General features: G+C 69.6%; 18 protein-coding genes. 17 read left to right on the forward strand and 1 reads right to left on the reverse strand.

The window, feature by feature from the left end:
* The first annotated feature begins 30 nt into the window (after positions 1–30).
* The 17 genes from Q9R19_RS04405 to Q9R19_RS04485 all read left to right on the forward strand — a co-directional run bounded on the left by Q9R19_RS04405 (position 31) and on the right by Q9R19_RS04485 (position 15936).
* Positions 31–735: an L-threonylcarbamoyladenylate synthase gene (locus tag Q9R19_RS04405; protein WP_311255121.1), complete on the forward strand. Its 705-nt coding sequence runs from the start codon at positions 31–33 to the stop codon at positions 733–735.
* Positions 732–1931, forward strand: a complete 1200-nt coding sequence (locus Q9R19_RS04410) for an MraY family glycosyltransferase (RefSeq protein ID WP_311255122.1) — start codon at positions 732–734, stop codon at positions 1929–1931. Before Q9R19_RS04405 ends, Q9R19_RS04410 begins: the two co-directional genes overlap by 4 nt.
* Positions 1928–2389: a hypothetical protein gene (locus Q9R19_RS04415; RefSeq protein ID WP_311255123.1), complete on the forward strand. Its 462-nt coding sequence runs from the start codon at positions 1928–1930 to the stop codon at positions 2387–2389. The genes Q9R19_RS04410 and Q9R19_RS04415 overlap by 4 nt, the downstream gene beginning before the upstream one ends.
* Before the next feature lie 226 nt (positions 2390–2615).
* Positions 2616–3359 carry a F0F1 ATP synthase subunit A gene (gene atpB / locus Q9R19_RS04420; protein WP_311255124.1) on the forward strand — a complete coding sequence of 248 codons (744 nt, stop codon included), beginning with the start codon at positions 2616–2618 and terminating at the stop codon, positions 3357–3359.
* A gap of 46 nt (positions 3360–3405) precedes the next feature.
* Positions 3406–3642, forward strand: coding sequence for an ATP synthase F0 subunit C (gene atpE / locus Q9R19_RS04425; RefSeq protein ID WP_067198640.1), 237 nt, complete (start codon positions 3406–3408; stop codon positions 3640–3642).
* A gap of 27 nt (positions 3643–3669) precedes the next feature.
* A complete protein-coding gene (locus Q9R19_RS04430; RefSeq protein WP_311255125.1) occupies positions 3670–4209 on the forward strand; it encodes a F0F1 ATP synthase subunit B in 540 nt (179 codons plus the stop codon).
* Positions 4209–4997, forward strand: coding sequence for a F0F1 ATP synthase subunit delta (locus Q9R19_RS04435; RefSeq protein ID WP_311255126.1), 789 nt, complete (start codon positions 4209–4211; stop codon positions 4995–4997). The genes Q9R19_RS04430 and Q9R19_RS04435 overlap by 1 nt, the downstream gene beginning before the upstream one ends.
* A gap of 50 nt (positions 4998–5047) precedes the next feature.
* On the forward strand, positions 5048–6688 hold the full coding sequence (atpA, locus tag Q9R19_RS04440) for a F0F1 ATP synthase subunit alpha (RefSeq protein ID WP_311255127.1): 1641 nt from the start codon (positions 5048–5050) through the stop codon (positions 6686–6688).
* A gap of 19 nt (positions 6689–6707) precedes the next feature.
* Positions 6708–7604 carry a F0F1 ATP synthase subunit gamma gene (locus Q9R19_RS04445; RefSeq protein WP_311255128.1) on the forward strand — a complete coding sequence of 299 codons (897 nt, stop codon included), beginning with the start codon at positions 6708–6710 and terminating at the stop codon, positions 7602–7604.
* A gap of 26 nt (positions 7605–7630) precedes the next feature.
* Positions 7631–9085 (forward strand): F0F1 ATP synthase subunit beta, encoded by a 1455-nt coding sequence (gene atpD / locus Q9R19_RS04450; RefSeq protein ID WP_311255129.1) that lies wholly within the window; start codon positions 7631–7633, stop codon positions 9083–9085.
* A 2-nt stretch (positions 9086–9087) separates the two neighbouring features.
* Positions 9088–9348: a F0F1 ATP synthase subunit epsilon gene (locus Q9R19_RS04455; protein WP_311255130.1), complete on the forward strand. Its 261-nt coding sequence runs from the start codon at positions 9088–9090 to the stop codon at positions 9346–9348.
* 76 nt (positions 9349–9424) lie between these two features.
* Positions 9425–10168 carry a peroxide stress protein YaaA gene (locus Q9R19_RS04460; protein ID WP_311255131.1) on the forward strand — a complete coding sequence of 248 codons (744 nt, stop codon included), beginning with the start codon at positions 9425–9427 and terminating at the stop codon, positions 10166–10168.
* A gap of 73 nt (positions 10169–10241) precedes the next feature.
* Positions 10242–11147 carry a DUF5684 domain-containing protein gene (locus Q9R19_RS04465; RefSeq protein ID WP_311255132.1) on the forward strand — a complete coding sequence of 302 codons (906 nt, stop codon included), beginning with the start codon at positions 10242–10244 and terminating at the stop codon, positions 11145–11147.
* A 125-nt stretch (positions 11148–11272) separates the two neighbouring features.
* Positions 11273–12256, forward strand: a complete 984-nt coding sequence (locus Q9R19_RS04470) for an aldo/keto reductase (protein ID WP_311255133.1) — start codon at positions 11273–11275, stop codon at positions 12254–12256.
* Positions 12257–12327: 71 nt separating this feature from the next.
* Positions 12328–13164: a protein phosphatase 2C domain-containing protein gene (locus Q9R19_RS04475; RefSeq protein ID WP_311255134.1), complete on the forward strand. Its 837-nt coding sequence runs from the start codon at positions 12328–12330 to the stop codon at positions 13162–13164.
* A 58-nt stretch (positions 13165–13222) separates the two neighbouring features.
* On the forward strand, positions 13223–13822 hold the full coding sequence (locus Q9R19_RS04480) for a hypothetical protein (protein ID WP_311255135.1): 600 nt from the start codon (positions 13223–13225) through the stop codon (positions 13820–13822).
* Complete coding sequence (locus Q9R19_RS04485) at positions 13768–15936, forward strand: FtsK/SpoIIIE domain-containing protein (protein ID WP_311255136.1); 2169 nt, start codon at positions 13768–13770, stop codon at positions 15934–15936. The genes Q9R19_RS04480 and Q9R19_RS04485 overlap by 55 nt, the downstream gene beginning before the upstream one ends.
* Positions 15937–15963: 27 nt before the next feature.
* Here Q9R19_RS04485 and Q9R19_RS04490 read toward each other — a convergent pair whose 3' ends face one another.
* A complete protein-coding gene (locus tag Q9R19_RS04490; protein WP_311255137.1) occupies positions 15964–16959 on the reverse strand; it encodes an asparaginase in 996 nt (331 codons plus the stop codon).
* Between the last annotated feature and the right edge of the window lie 30 nt (positions 16960–16989).

The following is a 16989-nucleotide window of genomic DNA, read 5'->3' on the forward strand; positions in this document are numbered from 1 at the left end:
CGCAGGCCACCACCGTAGAATGGGCACGCCATGTCAACTGTCTTCGATTGCCGTGACGACGCCCAGATCCTCGCGGGCATGCGTCACGCCCGCCAGGCCATCGCCCGCGGCGAGCTCGTCGTCCTCCCCACCGACACCGTCTACGGCATCGCCGCGGACGCGTTCTCGCCCGCCGCGGTGCAGCGGCTGCTCGACGCGAAGGGCCGGGGTCGCGAGATGCCGCCGCCCGTGCTGGTCGCAGGCCAGGAGATGATGGCCGCACTGGTGGAGGCGGTGCCGGATGCCGTGCAGAAGCTGATCGACGAGTTCTGGCCCGGGGGGCTGACCATCGTGCTGCCGGCGCAGCCGTCGCTGACCTGGGACCTGGGCGAGACCAGGGGGACCGTGGCGGTGCGCATGCCCGACCGCAGGGTGGCCCTCGAGCTGCTGGCCGAGACGGGTCCGCTCGCCGTCTCCAGCGCGAACCTCACGGGTCGCTCGGCCGCGATCATCGCCTCTGATGCGGAGGAGATGCTCGGCGACTCCGTCGCCGTCTACCTCGAGGAGGGGTACAGCGAGAACGGCATCCCGTCCACGATCGTGGACGCGACCTCACTGGTCGGCGCATCCGCCGACGAGACGCCGACGGTGCGCATCCTGCGCGACGGCGCAGTGACCCGCGAGCAGCTCGAGGCGGTGCTGGGCGACCTGCTCGAGCCCGCCGCCGACGGCGAGAGCCCGGTTGACGAAGAGTGAAGCAGTACCTGTTCACGATCATCCTCACGGCGTCGATCACCCTGGCGCTGACGTGGGCGGTGTGGCGCCTGAGCATGCGGTTCAAGCTCTACCCCGGCATCCGTGAACGCGACGTGCACAAGACCCCCAAGCCGCGGCTGGGGGGCGTCGCCATGTTCCTCGGGATCGCGTGCGCGGTCCTGATCTCGGCGGCCAACCCGTTCTTCGAGCGGATGTGGTCGCCGCCGCAGACGCTGTGGGCGATCCTGGGTGCCGCCGCGCTGATCGCCGTCGTGGGCGTGATCGACGACCTGTTCGATCTGGACTGGATGATCAAGCTCGCCGCGCAGTTCCTCGCCGCCGGCATCATCACCGCCGGAGGCGGCCTTCAGGTGCTCTCGCTGCCGGTCGGCGACATGATCCTCGTCTCGCCGTGGGTGAGCATCTCGATCACGATGGTCGCGATCGTCGTGGTCATGAACGCGGTGAACTTCATCGACGGCCTCGACGGACTCGTGGCCGGAGTGTGCCTGATCGCGAACGGCATCTTCTTCGTCTACTCGTACATCCTCACCCGCGATTCCGGCGCCACGAGCTACTTCAACCTCGCGACCTTCCTCGCCGCCGTGCTGATCGGCGCGTGCGTCGGCTTCCTGCCGTTCAACTGGAGCCCGGCCAAGATCTTCATGGGCGACTCCGGGGCCCTCGTGCTCGGACTGCTGATGGCCACCTCGGCGATCGCCGTGACCACGCAGGGCGACGTGAACGCCTTCGATCCGTCCAAGTTCGGTCGCTCGCAGCTGCTCGGGGCGTTCATCCCGATCGTGCTGCCGCTGGTGATCGTGATGCTGCCGCTGCTCGACTTCGGGCTGGCCGTCTTCCGCCGCATGCGCGCCGGAAAGTCGCCGTTCGCCCCCGATCGCAAGCATCTGCATCACCGGATGCTGGACCTCGGTCATCGCGACCGCGATGCGGTGCTGGTGTTCTACGCGTGGACCGCCGTCATCTCGCTGGGCGTCCTGCTGATGTACATCGCGACCCGGCAGGACTGGCCGGGAGGCTACGTCGTCGGGATCGTGTTCACGGTCCTCGGCTCGGCGGCCTGCCTGGTGGTCACCCTGATGCCCTCGCATCGCCGTCCGCCGCGCGCGGAACCCCCGCCGTCCGATGAACCCGCGCGGATCGCCGCGCCCGCCCAGCACCTGGAGCCCCGATGACACCGAGCCCCGTATCCAGCACTCCCATCCTGCGCCGCACGCTGATCTGGTCCGCCGGCCTCGCCGCCGTGCTCGCCGTCGTCGCGGCGGGGATCGGGTTCGCCGTCTCCGGCAGGAACGGACTGTGGAGCGGACTGGCCGGCGTGCTGCTGGCGTTCGTCTTCCTGGGCATCACCGCCGGCAGCATCCTGTTCGCCAACCGCTGGTTCGGCGACCCGCTGTACGTCCAGCTGTTCTTCGCGATCGTGCTGGGCGGCTGGCTGCTCAAGATCGGCGTGTTCGTCGTGCTGATGATCGTGCTCCGCGGACAGCCCTGGATCGAACCACTGGTGTTCTTCCTCTCCCTGGTCGCGGGCATCGTGATGTCCCTGGTGGTGGACGTGGTCGTGCTGATGCGCATGAGGCTGCCGCACGTCAGCGACGTCGAGCTGCCCGCCGTCGATCCCGACGACGAGTGACGCGGGTGCGAATGAGCCTGCCTGCGGCGACGTCGGGCCGCAATCGAGTCTGGTAGTGTTGACCCGTGCCCGCCGCTCGTCCTGCGAGCGCTTGCGCTGATGCACACCGTCCCTCGTCGCCCCGGTCCTGACCGGTGACCCGAAGCTGGAGCCCGCGCTGTTGAATCCCGTTGCGACACTGATCCTTCGTCCGACTGCCGGTGATGGTGAGTTCCATGGCCCGTCCATGGGCGATTTCTTCCCGGACATCCTGTTCAACGTCTTCGGCGTCATCCCGATGCACCGGATCCACCTGATCCAGCTGATCTCGGTCATCGCCGTCGTGCTGATCCTGTGGCTGGGAACGCGGCGCATGCAGATCGTGCCCGGCCGGTTCCAGAGCCTGGTCGAGATGGGCGTCGGCTTCGTGCGCAACGGCATCGCCCACGATCTGCTCGGCCGCAAGGACGGGGAGCGGTTCGCCCCGCTGCTGGTCACGATCTTCTTCATGATCCTGTTCATGAACATCACCGGCATCGTCCCGTTCCTGAACATGCCCGGCACCGCGATCATCGCCGTGCCGCTGACGCTCGCGGTCATCAGCTACGTCACCTTCATCTACGCCGGCATGAAGAAGAGCCCGCTCGGCTTCTGGAAGAACTCGCTGTTCCCGGCGGGCGTGCCGTGGCCGGTGTACATCATCGTGACGCCGCTGGAGTTCATCTCGACCTTCATCATCCGTCCGGTGACGCTCACGCTCCGGCTCATGATGAACCTGGTCGTCGGGCACATGATCCTCGTGCTCTGCTTCTCGGCGACCGCCTTCTTCATGTTCACCGCAGGTGGCGGCTGGGCCGCACTCGGTATCGGAACCCTCGCCTTCGGCGGCGCGTTCACGATCTTCGAGGTCCTCGTCGTCGTCCTGCAGTCCTACGTCTTCACCGTCCTCACCGCGATCTACATCCAGCTCGCGGTCGCAGAAGAGCACTGAACGGGTCGGCCCTCCGGCTGACTCAAAACCGAAAGGAAACAATCCCGTGGACGCAACTACGGTTCTCGCTGACATCAACGGTCACCTCGCGGCAGTGGGCTACGGCCTCGCCGCCATCGGCCCGGCCATCGGTGTGGGCATCGTCGTCGGCAAGACCATCGAGGGCGTCGCTCGCCAGCCCGAGCTCGCCGGTCGCCTGCAGGTCCTCATGTGGATCGGTATCGCCTTCACCGAGGCTCTTGCATTCGTCGGCATCGCCGTCGGATTCATCCCCTTCCCGTAATTCGCAGCGACTTCTGAAGGAGACAGGATGCTGAACGCTCTTGTCACGAACCTGGCAGCGGAAGAGGCGCCCAACCCGCTGATCCCTGCCTGGTACGACATCGTCTGGTCGCTGCTGTGGTTCGTCATCATCCTCGCGGTGGTCTGGAAGGTCGCACTTCCCCGACTCACCGCGATGCTCGATGAGCGCTCCGCGGCGATCGAGGGCAACATCGCGAAGGCGGACGAGGCGCAGAAGCAGGCCGAGGCCGCTCTCGACGAGTACACCCGTCAGCTCGCCGATGCGCGCACCGAGGCAGGACAGATCCGCGACGCCGCCCGTGAGGACGGCAAGAAGATCGTCACCGAGGCGAAGGACACCGCAGCTGCGGAGGCCGCACGCATCACCGCGGCCGCGCACACGCAGATCGAGGCGGAGCGCCAGGCGGCGTTCGTGTCGCTGCGCAGCGAGGTCGGCACGCTCGCGATCGATCTCGCCGGCGGCGTGGTGGGGGAGACCCTCACCGACGACAGCCGCGCGACGGCCGTCGTGGACCGCTTCCTGGCCGACCTCGAGAAGGCCAAGTAATGGGCAGCGCGACCACTCAGGCACTCGCGGCATCCACGCAGGCGCTTGCCGCGGCGTCGGGTCTGGATCTGGACAGTGCGTCCGAGCTGTTCGCAGCCGCCCGCGCACTGGGGGACTCGGCCCAGCTGAGCGGCGCGCTCGCCGACCCCACGGCGTCTGCTCAGGCGCGCACCGCACTGGTCTCGAGCGTGTTCACCGGAGCATCCGCCCCGGTGCGCGCGCTGCTGACGACGGTGGCCGGTGAGCGCTGGTCCAGCGCGTCCGATCTCATCGACGGCGTCGAGGAGCTCGCGATCCGCGCGGCAGCCGTGGCCGCTGCGGAGGATGACGTCGCAGGAGAGCTCTTCGAGTTCTCCCGCGTCGTCGCGGCGAACCCGGAGTTCGAGCTCGCTCTCGGCAGCCGGCTCGGCGATTCCGCGGCCAAGGCCGCCCTCGTCGAGAACGTGCTGGGATCCTCGGCATCCGCTGCGACCGTGCTCATCGCGGCCTCCCTCGTGCGGCAGCCGCGCGAGCGCCGCGTGCGCCAGCTCCTGCGCCGGGCCATCGACATCGTCTCCGCGCAGGCGAACCGCTCGGTCGCGACCGTCTTCACGGCCGCTCCGCTCGCCGCCGCACAGGAGACGCGTCTGCGTGACGCTCTCGCGCGCCGCTATGGCGGGGAGATCTCCGTGAACCAGGTGATCGACCCCACGGTCGTCGGAGGACTGCGCGTGCAGATCGCCGACGACGTCATCGACGGCAGCATCTCCGCCCGACTCGCCGAGCTCCGTCAGAAGCTCGCGAGCTGACACAGACTGGCGCGGGGAACCGCGCTCACCAGACACACAAAGGGAAGACAATGGCAGAACTAGCTATCAGCCCCGACGTCATCCGTGACGCGCTGAAGAACTTCGCAGCCGCCTACGAGCCCACCGGCGCGGTCGCGACCGAGGTCGGCACCGTCATCGACGCCGCCGACGGCATCGCGCACGTGGAAGGGCTGCCGGGCGTCATGGCCAACGAGCTCGTCACGTTCGCGGACGGCACCAAGGGCCTGGCACTGAACCTGGACGAGCACGAGATCGGCGTGGTCGTCCTGGGCGACTTCACCGGCATCGAGGCCGGCCAGGAGGTCACCCGCACGGGCGAGGTGCTCTCGGTGCCCGTCGGCGACGGCTACCTGGGTCGCGTGGTCGACCCGCTCGGCAACCCGATCGACGGCCTCGGCGAGATCGCCACCGACGGCGTGCGCGAGCTCGAGCTGCAGGCGCCGGGCGTGATGCAGCGCAAGAGCGTGCACGAGCCGATGCAGACCGGTGTCAAGGCGATCGACGCCATGATCCCCGTGGGCCGCGGTCAGCGCCAGCTGATCATCGGCGACCGTCAGACCGGCAAGACCGCGCTGGCGATCGACACGATCATCAACCAGAAGGCCAACTGGGAGTCCGGCGACGTCGACAAGCAGGTGCGCTGCATCTACGTCGCGATCGGCCAGAAGGGCTCGACCATCGCCTCGGTGAAGGGCGCCCTCGAGGACGCCGGCGCGCTGGAGTACACCACCATCGTGGCCGCTCCTGCCTCCGACCCCGCGGGCTTCAAGTACCTCGCCCCGTACACCGGCTCGGCCATCGGCCAGCACTGGATGTACGACGGCAAGCACGTGCTGATCGTCTTCGACGACCTGTCCAAGCAGGCCGAGGCGTACCGCGCCGTGTCGCTGCTGCTGCGCCGCCCGCCGGGGCGCGAGGCCTACCCCGGTGACGTCTTCTACCTGCACTCCCGTCTGCTGGAGCGCTGCGCGAAGCTGTCCGACGAGCTCGGCGCCGGCTCGATGACGGGCCTCCCGATCATCGAGACCAAGGCGAACGACGTCTCGGCGTACATCCCGACCAACGTGATCTCCATCACCGACGGTCAGATCTTCCTGCAGTCCGACCTGTTCAACGCCAACCAGCGTCCCGCTGTCGACGTGGGCATCTCGGTCTCCCGAGTCGGCGGCGACGCTCAGGTCAAGTCGATCAAGAAGGTCTCCGGAACGCTGAAGCTCGAGCTCGCGCAGTACCGGTCGCTGGAGGCGTTCGCGATGTTCGCGTCCGACCTCGACGCCGCCTCGCGTCGTCAGCTGGCTCGTGGTGCGCGCCTGACCGAGCTGCTCAAGCAGCCGCAGTACTCGCCGTACCCGGTGGAGGAGCAGGTCGTCTCGATCTGGGCCGGCACCAACGGCAAGCTGGACACGCTCGAGGTCGAGGATGTGCTGCGCTTCGAGCGCGACCTGCTCGACTACCTGCGTCGCAACACGTCGATCCTCGACACGCTGCGCGAGACCAACGTCCTCGACGACGACACCGTCGCCGAGCTGGACAAGCAGACCGACGCCTTCCTTCTGGAGTTCCAGGGCGGCAAGGGTCACGCCATCGGCGCCCCGGGCCACGAGGAGCACGCCGCCGCCGAGGCGGACGACGTCAACCAGGAGAAGATCGTCAAGGGTCGTCGCGCGTAATCGCGTGAGGTACTGATTCATGGGCGCTCAACTCAGGGTCTATAAGCAGAAGATCTCTTCTGCTCAGACGACCAAGAAGATCACGAAGGCGATGGAACTCATCGCGGCTTCGCGCATCCAGAAGGCGATGGCACGCGTCAAGGCGTCCAGCCCCTTCGCGCGGGCCGTGACGAGGGCTGTGTCCGCCGTCGCGACGCACTCGAACGTCGACCATCCGCTCACCCGCGAGCCCGAGAGGATCCGCCGTTCCGCGGTCGTCATCTTCTCGTCGGACCGCGGCCTGGCGGGAGCCTTCAACTCGCAGGTCCTCCGTGAGGCCCTCGAGGTGGCCGAGCTCCTGCGCGAACAGGGCAAGGAGCCGGTGTTCTACCTGGTGGGCCGCAAGGCCGTCGGCTACTTCCAGTTCCGGGGCATCGCCTCGGCGGCGGAGTGGACCGGCGACACGGACACGCCGTCCTTCCACACCGCCGAGGAGATCTCGCACACCCTGCTGGACGCGTTCTCCCGTGGCGGCGAAGAGGGCGGCGTGGACGAGATCACCCTCGTGTACAACCGCTTCGTCAGCATGATGACGCAGTCGCCGGAGAACGTGCGCCTGCTCCCGCTGGAGATCGCGGAGGCCGATGACTCGGAGGCGGGCAGCACCGTCTACCCGCTGTACGAGTTCGAGCCGGATGCCGAGACCGTGCTGGATGCGATCCTCCCGGTCTACATCCAGAGCCGCGTGTTCAACGCGCTGCTGCAGTCCGCGGCCGCCAAGCAGGCCGCGACGCAGAAGGCGATGAAGTCGGCCAGCGACAACGCCGACAAGCTGATCACCGACTACACCCGCCTGCGCAACAACGCGCGTCAGGCCGAGATCACCCAGCAGATCGCCGAGATCGTCGGCGGCGCCGACGCACTGGCATCCAGCTGACAGACCCTCAGGAAAGAGACGAAGAAATGACCCCCACCGCTACGGCTGACCAGCCCGCGACCGCGGTCGTCGGGCGCGTCGCACGCGTCAACGGTCCGGTTGTCGACATCGAGTTCCCGCACGACTCGATCCCCGACATCTACAACGCGCTGAAGACCACCATCGTCATCGGCGAGGACTCCACCGAGATCACGCTCGAGGTCGCTCAGCACCTCGGCGACGACCTGGTCCGCGCGATCGCCCTCAAGCCCACGGACGGCATCGTCCGCGGCCAGGAGGTGCGCGACACCGGCGCCGCCATCTCGGTGCCCGTCGGCGACGTCACCAAGGGCAAGGTCTTCAACGTGATCGGCGAGGTCCTCAACGCCGAGCCCGGCGAGCAGATCGAGATCACCGAGCGCTGGCCGATCCACCGCAAGGCCCCGAACTTCGACCAGCTCGAGTCGAAGACCACCATGTTCGAGACCGGCATCAAGTCGATCGACCTCCTCACCCCGTACGTGCTGGGTGGGAAGATCGGCCTCTTCGGCGGCGCCGGCGTCGGCAAGACCGTCCTCATCCAGGAGATGATCCAGCGCGTCGCTCAGGATCACGGTGGTGTGTCGGTGTTCGCCGGCGTCGGTGAGCGCACCCGTGAGGGCAACGACCTCATCCACGAGATGGAGGAGGCGGGCGTCTTCGACAAGACCGCCCTGGTCTTCGGTCAGATGGATGAGCCGCCGGGGACGCGTCTGCGCGTCGCGCTGTCGGCCCTGACCATGGCGGAGTACTTCCGCGATGTGCAGAAGCAGGACGTGCTGCTCTTCATCGACAACATCTTCCGCTTCACGCAGGCCGGTTCCGAGGTCTCCACGCTGCTGGGCCGCATGCCCTCGGCCGTGGGCTACCAGCCGAACCTCGCCGACGAGATGGGTCTCCTCCAGGAGCGCATCACCTCCACCCGTGGTCACTCGATCACCTCGCTGCAGGCGATCTACGTGCCGGCCGACGACTACACCGACCCGGCGCCCGCGACGACGTTCGCCCACCTCGACGCGACGACCGAGCTCAGCCGTGAGATCGCGTCGAAGGGCCTGTACCCGGCCATCGACCCGCTGACGTCGACGTCGCGCATCATGGACCCGCGCTACCTGGGCGAGGACCACTACCGCGTCGCCACCACGGTCAAGCAGATCCTGCAGAAGAACAAGGAGCTGCAGGAGATCATCGCGATCCTCGGTGTCGACGAGCTCTCCGAGGAGGACAAGATCGTCGTGTCGCGCGCACGCCGCATCCAGCAGTTCCTCTCGCAGAACACCTACATGGCGAAGAAGTTCACCAACGTCGAGGGCTCGACGGTGCCGCTGAAGGACACCATCGAGTCGTTCGACGCGATCTGCCGCGGCGACTTCGACCACGTGGCCGAGCAGGCGTTCTTCAACGTCGGCGGCATCTCCGATGTCGAAGAGGCGTGGGCGCGCATCCAGAAGGAGAACGGCTGACCATGGCTCTGCAGGTCAGTCTCGTCTCCGCCGACGCGGAGGTCTGGGCGGGAGAGGCGACGCTCGTCGTCGCCAAGACCGTCGAGGGCGAGATCGGGTTCATGGCCGGGCACGAACCGGTGCTGGCCATCCTCGCCGAGGGCCAGGTCCGCATCACGCGGGCCGACGGCTCCAAGGTGCTCGCCAACGCGCAGGACGGCTTCGTCTCCATGGAGGGCGACGCCCTGACCATCGTGGCGGGCAACGCCGCTCTGGTCGCCTGACTTCTTCTCCTGAGACGTCCGTCTCGACTGCTCTTCGGGGCGAGTCGAGGCGGACGTCTCCGTCTGCGGTGAGCATATGAGGATCCTTCTTCCCCCATCCGAGACCAAGCGGTCCGGCGGGCGCCCGCGTCCGCTGGACATCGCCGGACTCGCACTGCCGTCGCTCGCGCCCCAGCGTGAAGCGGTGGTCGACGCACTGATCGCGCTGTCCGCCGATCCGGCGATCGCCCAGCGGGTGCTGGGACTGAGCGATCGGCAGCTCGGCGAGATCGAGCACAATCGGATGCTGCGCACAGCACCCACGATGGCGGCGATCGACCGCTACACCGGCGTGCTGTACGACGCGCTCGACTCCGCCGGGCTGGATCAGGCGGCGCGCCGCTGGCTCGGACGCCACGCTCTCATCCACTCCGCGCCGTTCGGGCCGGTCGGCGCGCTCGATCCGATCCCGGTGTACCGGCTGGCAGCGGGCGCCTCCCTCCCTGGACTGGCGGCGCTGCGGCGGCACTGGAGCGCACCGATCAGCGCCGCGCTGTCGGATGCGGACTTCGTGCTCGATCTGCGCAGCGAGGCCTACGTCGCGCTCGGCCCCGTCCCGGCATCCGTTCCCGCCGTGTATGTGCGGGTGGTCACCGGGACGGGCCGGGCGCTGAACCACTTCAACAAGCGGGCCAAGGGGGAGCTGGTGCGCGCACTGGCCGAGACACGCCCGAGGGTGAAGAGCATGCGCGCGCTGCTCACATGGGCTGACGCTCGCGGAATCGCGCTTCGCGAGGCATCCGGCCCTGGCGTGCTCGAACTCGTCGTCGAGACGGAGTGATTGCCCCGCACGCCGCGTGTTGGCTAGGGTGAAACCGCGTCCGCCCGGACGCCTTGCCGATCCGGAGGGACTCATGGATCCAAACATCGACTACTACGGGCCGAGCGTCGCCGTGATTCTCGGCGCGCTGTTCGTCTGGCTGATCATCGCGGCGGGCGGTTACGTCCTCAGCTCGATCTTCCTGATGAAGATCTTCGAGAAGGCCGGCGTGCAGGGCAAGTGGCGCGCCTGGGTGCCCGTCTACAACATGATGGTCTTCTTCAAGCTCGGTGACCTCAGCCCGTGGCTGGTGCTCTACGCCATCGGCGGCGCGGTGCTGCTCAGCTGGATCCTCATCGGCTACCTGTTCATGCTGGCGCTCGGCGTCCTGACGATCATCGCCGCGTACCGCATCGGTCAGAAGCTGCAGAAGGAGGGCGCCTGGGTCGTCCTGTTCATCTTCCTCAGCATCGTGTGGGAGGGCATCCTCGCGTTCGACTCCTCCCGCTGGAACCCCAACATCCCCGCGGCCTCGTGGGCGGGCAACGCCTTCCTCGGCGACCGCACGGTGTGGGACGGCATCCCGGTTCAGCCGAACGCCGCCCCCGCGCCCGGTTACGGCGCCCCGCAGGGCTACGGCGCCCCGCAGGGCTACGGTGCTCCGCAGGGCTACGGTGCTCCGCAGGGTTACGGTGCCCCCGCGCAGCCCGGTTACCCGGCTCAGCCTGGCCAGCCCGGGTACGGCGCCCCCGCGCAGCCCGGTTACCCGGCTCAGCCGGGCCAGCCCGGATACGGTGCTCCCGTGCCCGGGTACGGCGCTCCTCAGCCCGGCGCTCCGGTGCCGCCGCCTGCGACGCCCGGTGCCCCCGGTGCCCCCGGCGCCCCGGTCCCGCCGCCCGCCGCGCCCCCGTCGACGCCACCGGCTCCGCCCGCGACCGAGCCGCCCGCGGCCGAGCCGCCGGCAGCGCCGGGCGAAGGCACGCCGCCGCGCCCCGAGTGACGCACTCCGATTGACCGGCGCAGAGGCCCCCGATCCGCAGATCGGGGGCCTTTCCGTCGCCCGCTCCCGAGTGCGGGCGACGACCGGCGGAGTCGAGGTCCGCGCGCACCGATAGTGTGGGATGCATGGCAACATCGCAGCGTCGCGTCGGCGCATCCGGTCTCGTCGTCTCCGCCACCGGACTCGGCTGCAACAACTTCGGTCGCGCGGGCACCGTCACCGAGACGATCGAAGGCACTCGGGCCGTCATCGATGCCGCCCTCGCCAACGGCGTCTTCTTCTTCGACACGGCGGACATGTACGGCGCCGAGGCGGGCCGGAGCGAAGAGCTGATGGGCGAGGTCCTCGAAGGACGCCGCGATCGGGTGGTGCTCGCGACGAAGTTCGGGCACGAGCGCGACATGGGCTACGACTTCCCGGGCGGCCGCGGCTCGCGACGCTACATCCGGCTCGCCGTGGAGCAGTCCCTGCGCCGTCTGCGCACGGACTGGATCGACCTGTACCAGCTGCACCTGCCCGACCCGCAGACTCCGATCGCCGAGACGATCGACGCCCTCGACGAGCTCGTCGACGAGGGGAAGATCCGCTACTACGGCCATTCGAATCTCGACGGCTGGCAGATCGCCGAGGCCGAGTTCACCGCTCGCGCACGGTCGACGGGGCGGTTCATCTCCGCCCAGAACCACTACTCGCTGCTGGCGCGCGCCTCCGAGCGCGAGGTGCTCCCCGCGGTGAACCGCTACGACCTGGGCTTCTTCCCGTTCTTCCCGCTGAAGAACGGCCTGCTCACCGGCAAGTTCAGCCGCGAGGGCGGGCCGGAGGGCAGCCGCATCATGGACACGCGCCGGCACATCTGGGCGGATGCGCCCTGGGATGCGCTCGAGGCCTATCAGGCGTTCTGCGAAGCGCGCGGCATCACCATGCTGCAGGCGACGTTCGGGTGGCTGCTCGCCCAGCCCGGTGTCTCCAGCGTGATCGCCGGTGCGACGCGCCCAGAGCAGGTCGAGGCGAACGCCGCAGCCGCCGACGCATGGCAGCCGACGGCCGCGGAGCTGGCGGAGATCGACGGGCTCTTCCCGCTTCCGGAGGATCCGGCGTCGGCGATGTGAGCCGGCGACCGTTACGATGAATCAGAATCCCGCGGATGCCCCCGCACCCGCCCACGCTACGGAGATCACCCGTGCCTGACACCACCACGCAGACGCATCGCGTCAGCGACGAGCTGCAGCTCTCCTGGGCGGGCGTGACCGATCGGGGGAGACGCCGCGAGAACAATCAGGACGCGTTCCTCGTCAGCTTCCCGCTGTTCGTCATCGCCGACGGGATGGGCGGCCATGCCGGCGGAGAGATCGCCAGCCAGAGCACGATCGCGCGCCTGGAGGAGATGGTCGCCGAAGGCGAGGTGTCGGATGCAGCGATCCAAGCCGCACTGCAGCGCGCCGTCGACGACATCCATGACCATCCCGAGACGACCGACGAGGGCACCGGCACCACCCTGACCGGCGCGTATCTCGATCGCACCGACGACGGGTCCGCACGGTGGACGGTGCTGAACATCGGGGACTCGCGCGTCTACCTCGCACGTGACGACCGTCTGACGCAGGTCACCACCGATCACTCCGTCGTGCAGGAGCTGATCGCATCGGGCAAGATCAGCCCGGAAGAGGCGGACGGGCATCCCTACAGCAACGTGATCACCCGCGCTGTCGGCGCCAGCGAGCTGGTGCCGCCGGACTACGTGAGTCTCGACCTGCGCGACGGGGACCGTCTGGTGATCTGCTCCGACGGGCTCACGAAGGAGCTCACCGACTACGGCATCCTGCACTTCCTGCGCGAGCACGACGATCCGGGTGCCGCCGTCGACGCCATGCTCGATGCCGCGCTGGAGAACGGCGGACGCGACAACGTCACGCTGATCGTCGTGCGCGTCGCGCTGAACGAGTCGTCGTCCGCAGCCGACGAGTCCACCTCTGCAATCGACGATTCCTCCTCCACAATCGACGATTCCGGGGAATGATCCGCTCGGCCTGTGGATAAGCCGGATCGGCATGCCGGCGTGCGGTGCAATGGTGGGCATGGATGCCACCACGATCGTCCTTCCCGCCGCGCCGGCCGACACGAGGCGCCCGTCGCTCCCGCTGATGGCCGCGATCGTCCCGGTGATCGCCGGCGTCGTGCTGTGGCTGGTCACCGGCTCGCTGTTCGCGCTCTGCTTCGCCGCACTCGGCCCTCTGATGCTGATCGCGTCGTACCTGGACGGCCTGCGCGTTCGCCGCAGGGATCGCCGCCGCGGTGAGGCGGAGGTGGATGCCGCCTGGCAGCGCGCGGACGCCGAGCTGGAGCAACTGCACACGCAGGAGCACGCCGCCGCGTGGCGGCGCGAGCCGGGAGTCGCCGAATGCCTCCTCGAGCCGCCGCTGCGCGGCGCCGACGCCCCGGATCGCGCGACCGCGGTCGTGCTCGGCCGCGGCTCCCGCGTCAGCCGCGTGCAGGCTCGCGGAGGAGACGACGAGCGGTCCCGGGCGTTCCGCGCGCGAGCGGGCCGGCTGGACGACGCCCCGGTCTCGGGGCGCTGGGCGGCGGGATCTGCATCCGGGCGGCCGAGCCGGTCGCCGCCGCCGTGGCGCGCGCGATCGTCACGCAGCTGTGCCTGCGCTTCGGCCCCTCTCAGCTGATGATCGCCGGGGAGGCGCTGCCGCGCTGGTCGCTCGAGTCGATGCCGCACGCCGGGCGTCAGCGCTCCGCCTTCCGGCTGGCGGTCGGAGAGAGCGAGGAGCGGGCGGATGCCGTGGTGTGCGTCCGCGGCCCGGGAGAGGAGCCGCCGGAGGGCGTGACGACGGTGCTGGACTGCGTGGATCCCTCACGAGGGCGCATACGCACGCCCGACGGCGACGAGGAGCTCGCGATCGAGGCGCTCTCGGCGCAGCAGGCGATTCTCATCGGCGAGCGGCTCGCCGCCCGCACGGAAGGGGAGGCGACGCTGCCGGACCGCGTCGGGTTCGATGAGCTCAGGACCGCCGCACCCGACGGTCTGTCGGCGCCCCTGGGACGCGGGGAGCGCGGGGAGGCGACCGTCGACCTGGTCGCGGACGGACCGCATGCGATCGTGACCGGCATGACGGGAACAGGAAAGAGCGAGCTGCTGATCAGCTGGGTGACCGGGCTCGCGGCCGCGCATCCGCCCGAGGAGCTCGCCTTCGTGCTCGTGGACTTCAAGGGCGGCTCGGCGTTCGATCCGCTGCGCAGGCTTCCGCACGTGGTCGCCGTCATCACCGATCTCGACGCGGACGGCTCCCGCCGGGGCGTGGGCAGTCTCACCGCCGAGCTGCGTCGTCGAGAGGGCGTGCTCGCGGATGCGGGCGCGCGGGACGTGGCCGACTGCCCGGGGCTCGGGCGGCTGGTGATCGTGGTCGACGAGTTCGCCGCGCTGCTGCAGGAGCATCCAGATCTGGGCGCGATCTTCACCGACGTCGCGGCGCGCGAACGCGCACTCGGCATGCACCTCGTGCTGGCCACACAGCGGGCGAGCGGGATCATCCGGGATGCTCTCGCGGCGAACTGCCCGCTGCGGATCAGCCTTCGGGTCGCCGAATCCGCCGACAGCCGGTTCGTGATCGGATCCGACGATGCCGCGGCGCTGCCGGGAGGACCCGATTCCCGGGGACTGGCGTTCGTGCGCCGGCCGCGGGACGCGGACGCGGCCGCCGTGCGCGTCGCGCTCACGCAGGACGCGGACATCGCCGGCGTGCAGCGGGCCTGGGAGCGGCGGGAGCCGCAGCGCAGCCCCTGGCTGCCGCCGCTGCCCGCGCGCCTGGCACTGCCCTCCGGTGCCGTACGACAGGAGGTCGAGCTGCGGTCCACGCGGCACGGCGTCGCCGAGGTGACCATCGGCCTGGCCGACGAGCCCGAGCGTCAGCGGCAGCCGTGGGTGCGACTCGGTGCCGCCGACGGACTGTCGATCATCGGCGGGCCCCGCTCGGGCAAGAGCAGCGCGGTGGCGATGCTCGCGCAGCAGCTGTCCGACGCCGTCATCGTCCCCGGCGACCCGGAGGCGGCCTGGGACGCGGTCGAGCGGCTGAGCGCGGGATTCCGCGGGACGGTGCTCTGCGACGACCTGGACGTGCTGACCGCGCAGTACCCGCCCGAGCACGCGCAGCTGTTCCTCAGCCGCTGGGAGAGCATCGTGCGCGCACCCGGCAGGGTGGTGGTGACCATGTCGCGGGTCTCCGGGCCCGTCGGGCGACTGATCGACGCGCTGCCCAGACGCGCCCTGCTGCGCCTGACCAGCAAGGTGGAGCACATCGCGGCCGGCGGGGATCCGGGCGCATTCGATCGGGAGCGGCCCGACGGGAGGGCGTTGCTGGACGGACGCGAGGTGCAGCTGTGCGCTCCCGACGTCGCAGGGCGTGATCCGGTGGCTGTCGAGCAGAACGAGCCCTGGCGGCCTTCCGCGGTGCGAACGGGCGTGATCACGTCAGCGGTCGACGCGGCCAGGGCCGTGCTTGCGCGGGCGCACCCCGGACACCGGCTCGTCCCTCCGGCGGAGGCGGCGGACGTGCCCGCCGAGGCGCCGGCGGTGATCGTCGGGGATCCGGAGGAGTGGCGTTCACAGTGGGCGCTGCTGCAGGGCATCCGCAGCGGCGGCGAGCTGGTGGTCGCCGCCGAGTGCGCGAGCGAGCTGCGTCAGCTCGCCGGTGTTCGCGAGCTGCCGCCCTATGCGCGTCTGCACGCGGACAGGGCCTGGAGCGTCATCGGCGGCCGGATGCCGCGGCGAGTGCTGCTCGGCTGAGCCCACCGCGCAGTGCTCGACCGAGCGTCAGATGCCCGGCGCGACGCGGATGGCGCCCACCGGGCTGCCGCCGCCGAGCATGGCCAGCGGCAGCGCCGCGGCGAGCGTCGCGACATCCGCGTCGGTCAGTGCGCCGGCGCGTGCCAGCAGCGTCGCCGCCACGATGGTCGCCGCGCGACCGCTGCCGTCGAGCATCTTCAGTGCGACGGTCGCGCCGTTCGGGGCGACCATCACCATGACGCCCTCCGCCCCGCCCTTGGCGAAGACCCCGAGCGTCTCGATCGCGATCGTGTCGGGCTCGCCCGGTCCCGCGATGGTCCACGGATTCTCACGCACGGCGCGCACCAGCATCCCGGCGACGCGGTGCAGGGCGAACGGCGAGCGCTCCGAGGCGGAGCCGATGCGATGGATGCCCCGGGCCAGGCCGGTCAGTGTCATGGCGTGCACCGGCGCGCCGCAGCCGTCGACCGAGGTGTGCGCGACCTTCTCACCCGTGAGCCGCTCGATCACGTCGCGGATGTGCACCTGCAGCGGGTGCGAGGGCGCGAGATAGCCTTCGGTCGGCCAGCCGGTGGCCACGCACGCCCGCAGCATGAGCGCGTGCTTGCCCGAGCAGTTCATCCGGATGCGCGATTCGGCGGCATGGTCGCTGATCATCTCGCGCCTCGCCGCGGCATCCGAAGGCCATGCCGGAGGGCAGTCCAGGTCATCCTCGGTCAGGCCGCCTGCCGTCAGCACCTCGCGCACCACCTCCGCGTGGCGGTCGGTGCCCGAGTGACTGGCGGTGCCGAGCGCGAGCTGCTCGCCCTCGAGCACGGCTCCCGCGGTCAGGCTCGCGACCGCCTGCAGTGGTTTCAGGCTTGAGCGCGGCAGGATGAGAGCATCCGGGTTGCCGTGCTGGGCGATCACCTCGCCCTCCGGCGACAGCACGACCGCGGCGCCCGCATGGCGGGATTCCACGAAGCCGCTGCGCTCCACGACGGCGAGTTCGACAGCATCTCGGACAGTCAGGGTCTCCAGCACCACACCAGCCTACTGCGACTGCCCGCGCGC

The sequence above is a fragment of the Microbacterium sp. ARD32 genome (assembly GCF_031844385.1).
Lineage (GTDB): Bacteria > Actinomycetota > Actinomycetes > Actinomycetales > Microbacteriaceae > Microbacterium.

What these genes read in the sequence shown, in the direction of transcription:
- atpD (WP_311255129.1), top strand. Translation starts at nt 7,631, where the DNA reads ATGACCCCCACCGCTACGGCTGACCAGCCCGCGACCGCGGTCGTCGGG.
- Q9R19_RS04405 (WP_311255121.1), top strand. Translation starts at nt 31, where the DNA reads ATGTCAACTGTCTTCGATTGCCGTGACGACGCCCAGATCCTCGCGGGC.
- Q9R19_RS04415 (WP_311255123.1), top strand. Translation starts at nt 1,928, where the DNA reads ATGACACCGAGCCCCGTATCCAGCACTCCCATCCTGCGCCGCACGCTG.
- Q9R19_RS04480 (WP_311255135.1), top strand. Translation starts at nt 13,223, where the DNA reads ATGGATGCCACCACGATCGTCCTTCCCGCCGCGCCGGCCGACACGAGG.
- Q9R19_RS04455 (WP_311255130.1), top strand. Translation starts at nt 9,088, where the DNA reads ATGGCTCTGCAGGTCAGTCTCGTCTCCGCCGACGCGGAGGTCTGGGCG.
- Q9R19_RS04430 (WP_311255125.1), top strand. Translation starts at nt 3,670, where the DNA reads ATGCTGAACGCTCTTGTCACGAACCTGGCAGCGGAAGAGGCGCCCAAC.
- Q9R19_RS04460 (WP_311255131.1), top strand. Translation starts at nt 9,425, where the DNA reads ATGAGGATCCTTCTTCCCCCATCCGAGACCAAGCGGTCCGGCGGGCGC.
- Q9R19_RS04445 (WP_311255128.1), top strand. Translation starts at nt 6,708, where the DNA reads ATGGGCGCTCAACTCAGGGTCTATAAGCAGAAGATCTCTTCTGCTCAG.
- atpA (WP_311255127.1), top strand. Translation starts at nt 5,048, where the DNA reads ATGGCAGAACTAGCTATCAGCCCCGACGTCATCCGTGACGCGCTGAAG.
- atpB (WP_311255124.1), top strand. Translation starts at nt 2,616, where the DNA reads ATGGGCGATTTCTTCCCGGACATCCTGTTCAACGTCTTCGGCGTCATC.
- Q9R19_RS04470 (WP_311255133.1), top strand. Translation starts at nt 11,273, where the DNA reads ATGGCAACATCGCAGCGTCGCGTCGGCGCATCCGGTCTCGTCGTCTCC.
- Q9R19_RS04435 (WP_311255126.1), top strand. Translation starts at nt 4,209, where the DNA reads ATGGGCAGCGCGACCACTCAGGCACTCGCGGCATCCACGCAGGCGCTT.
- Q9R19_RS04465 (WP_311255132.1), top strand. Translation starts at nt 10,242, where the DNA reads ATGGATCCAAACATCGACTACTACGGGCCGAGCGTCGCCGTGATTCTC.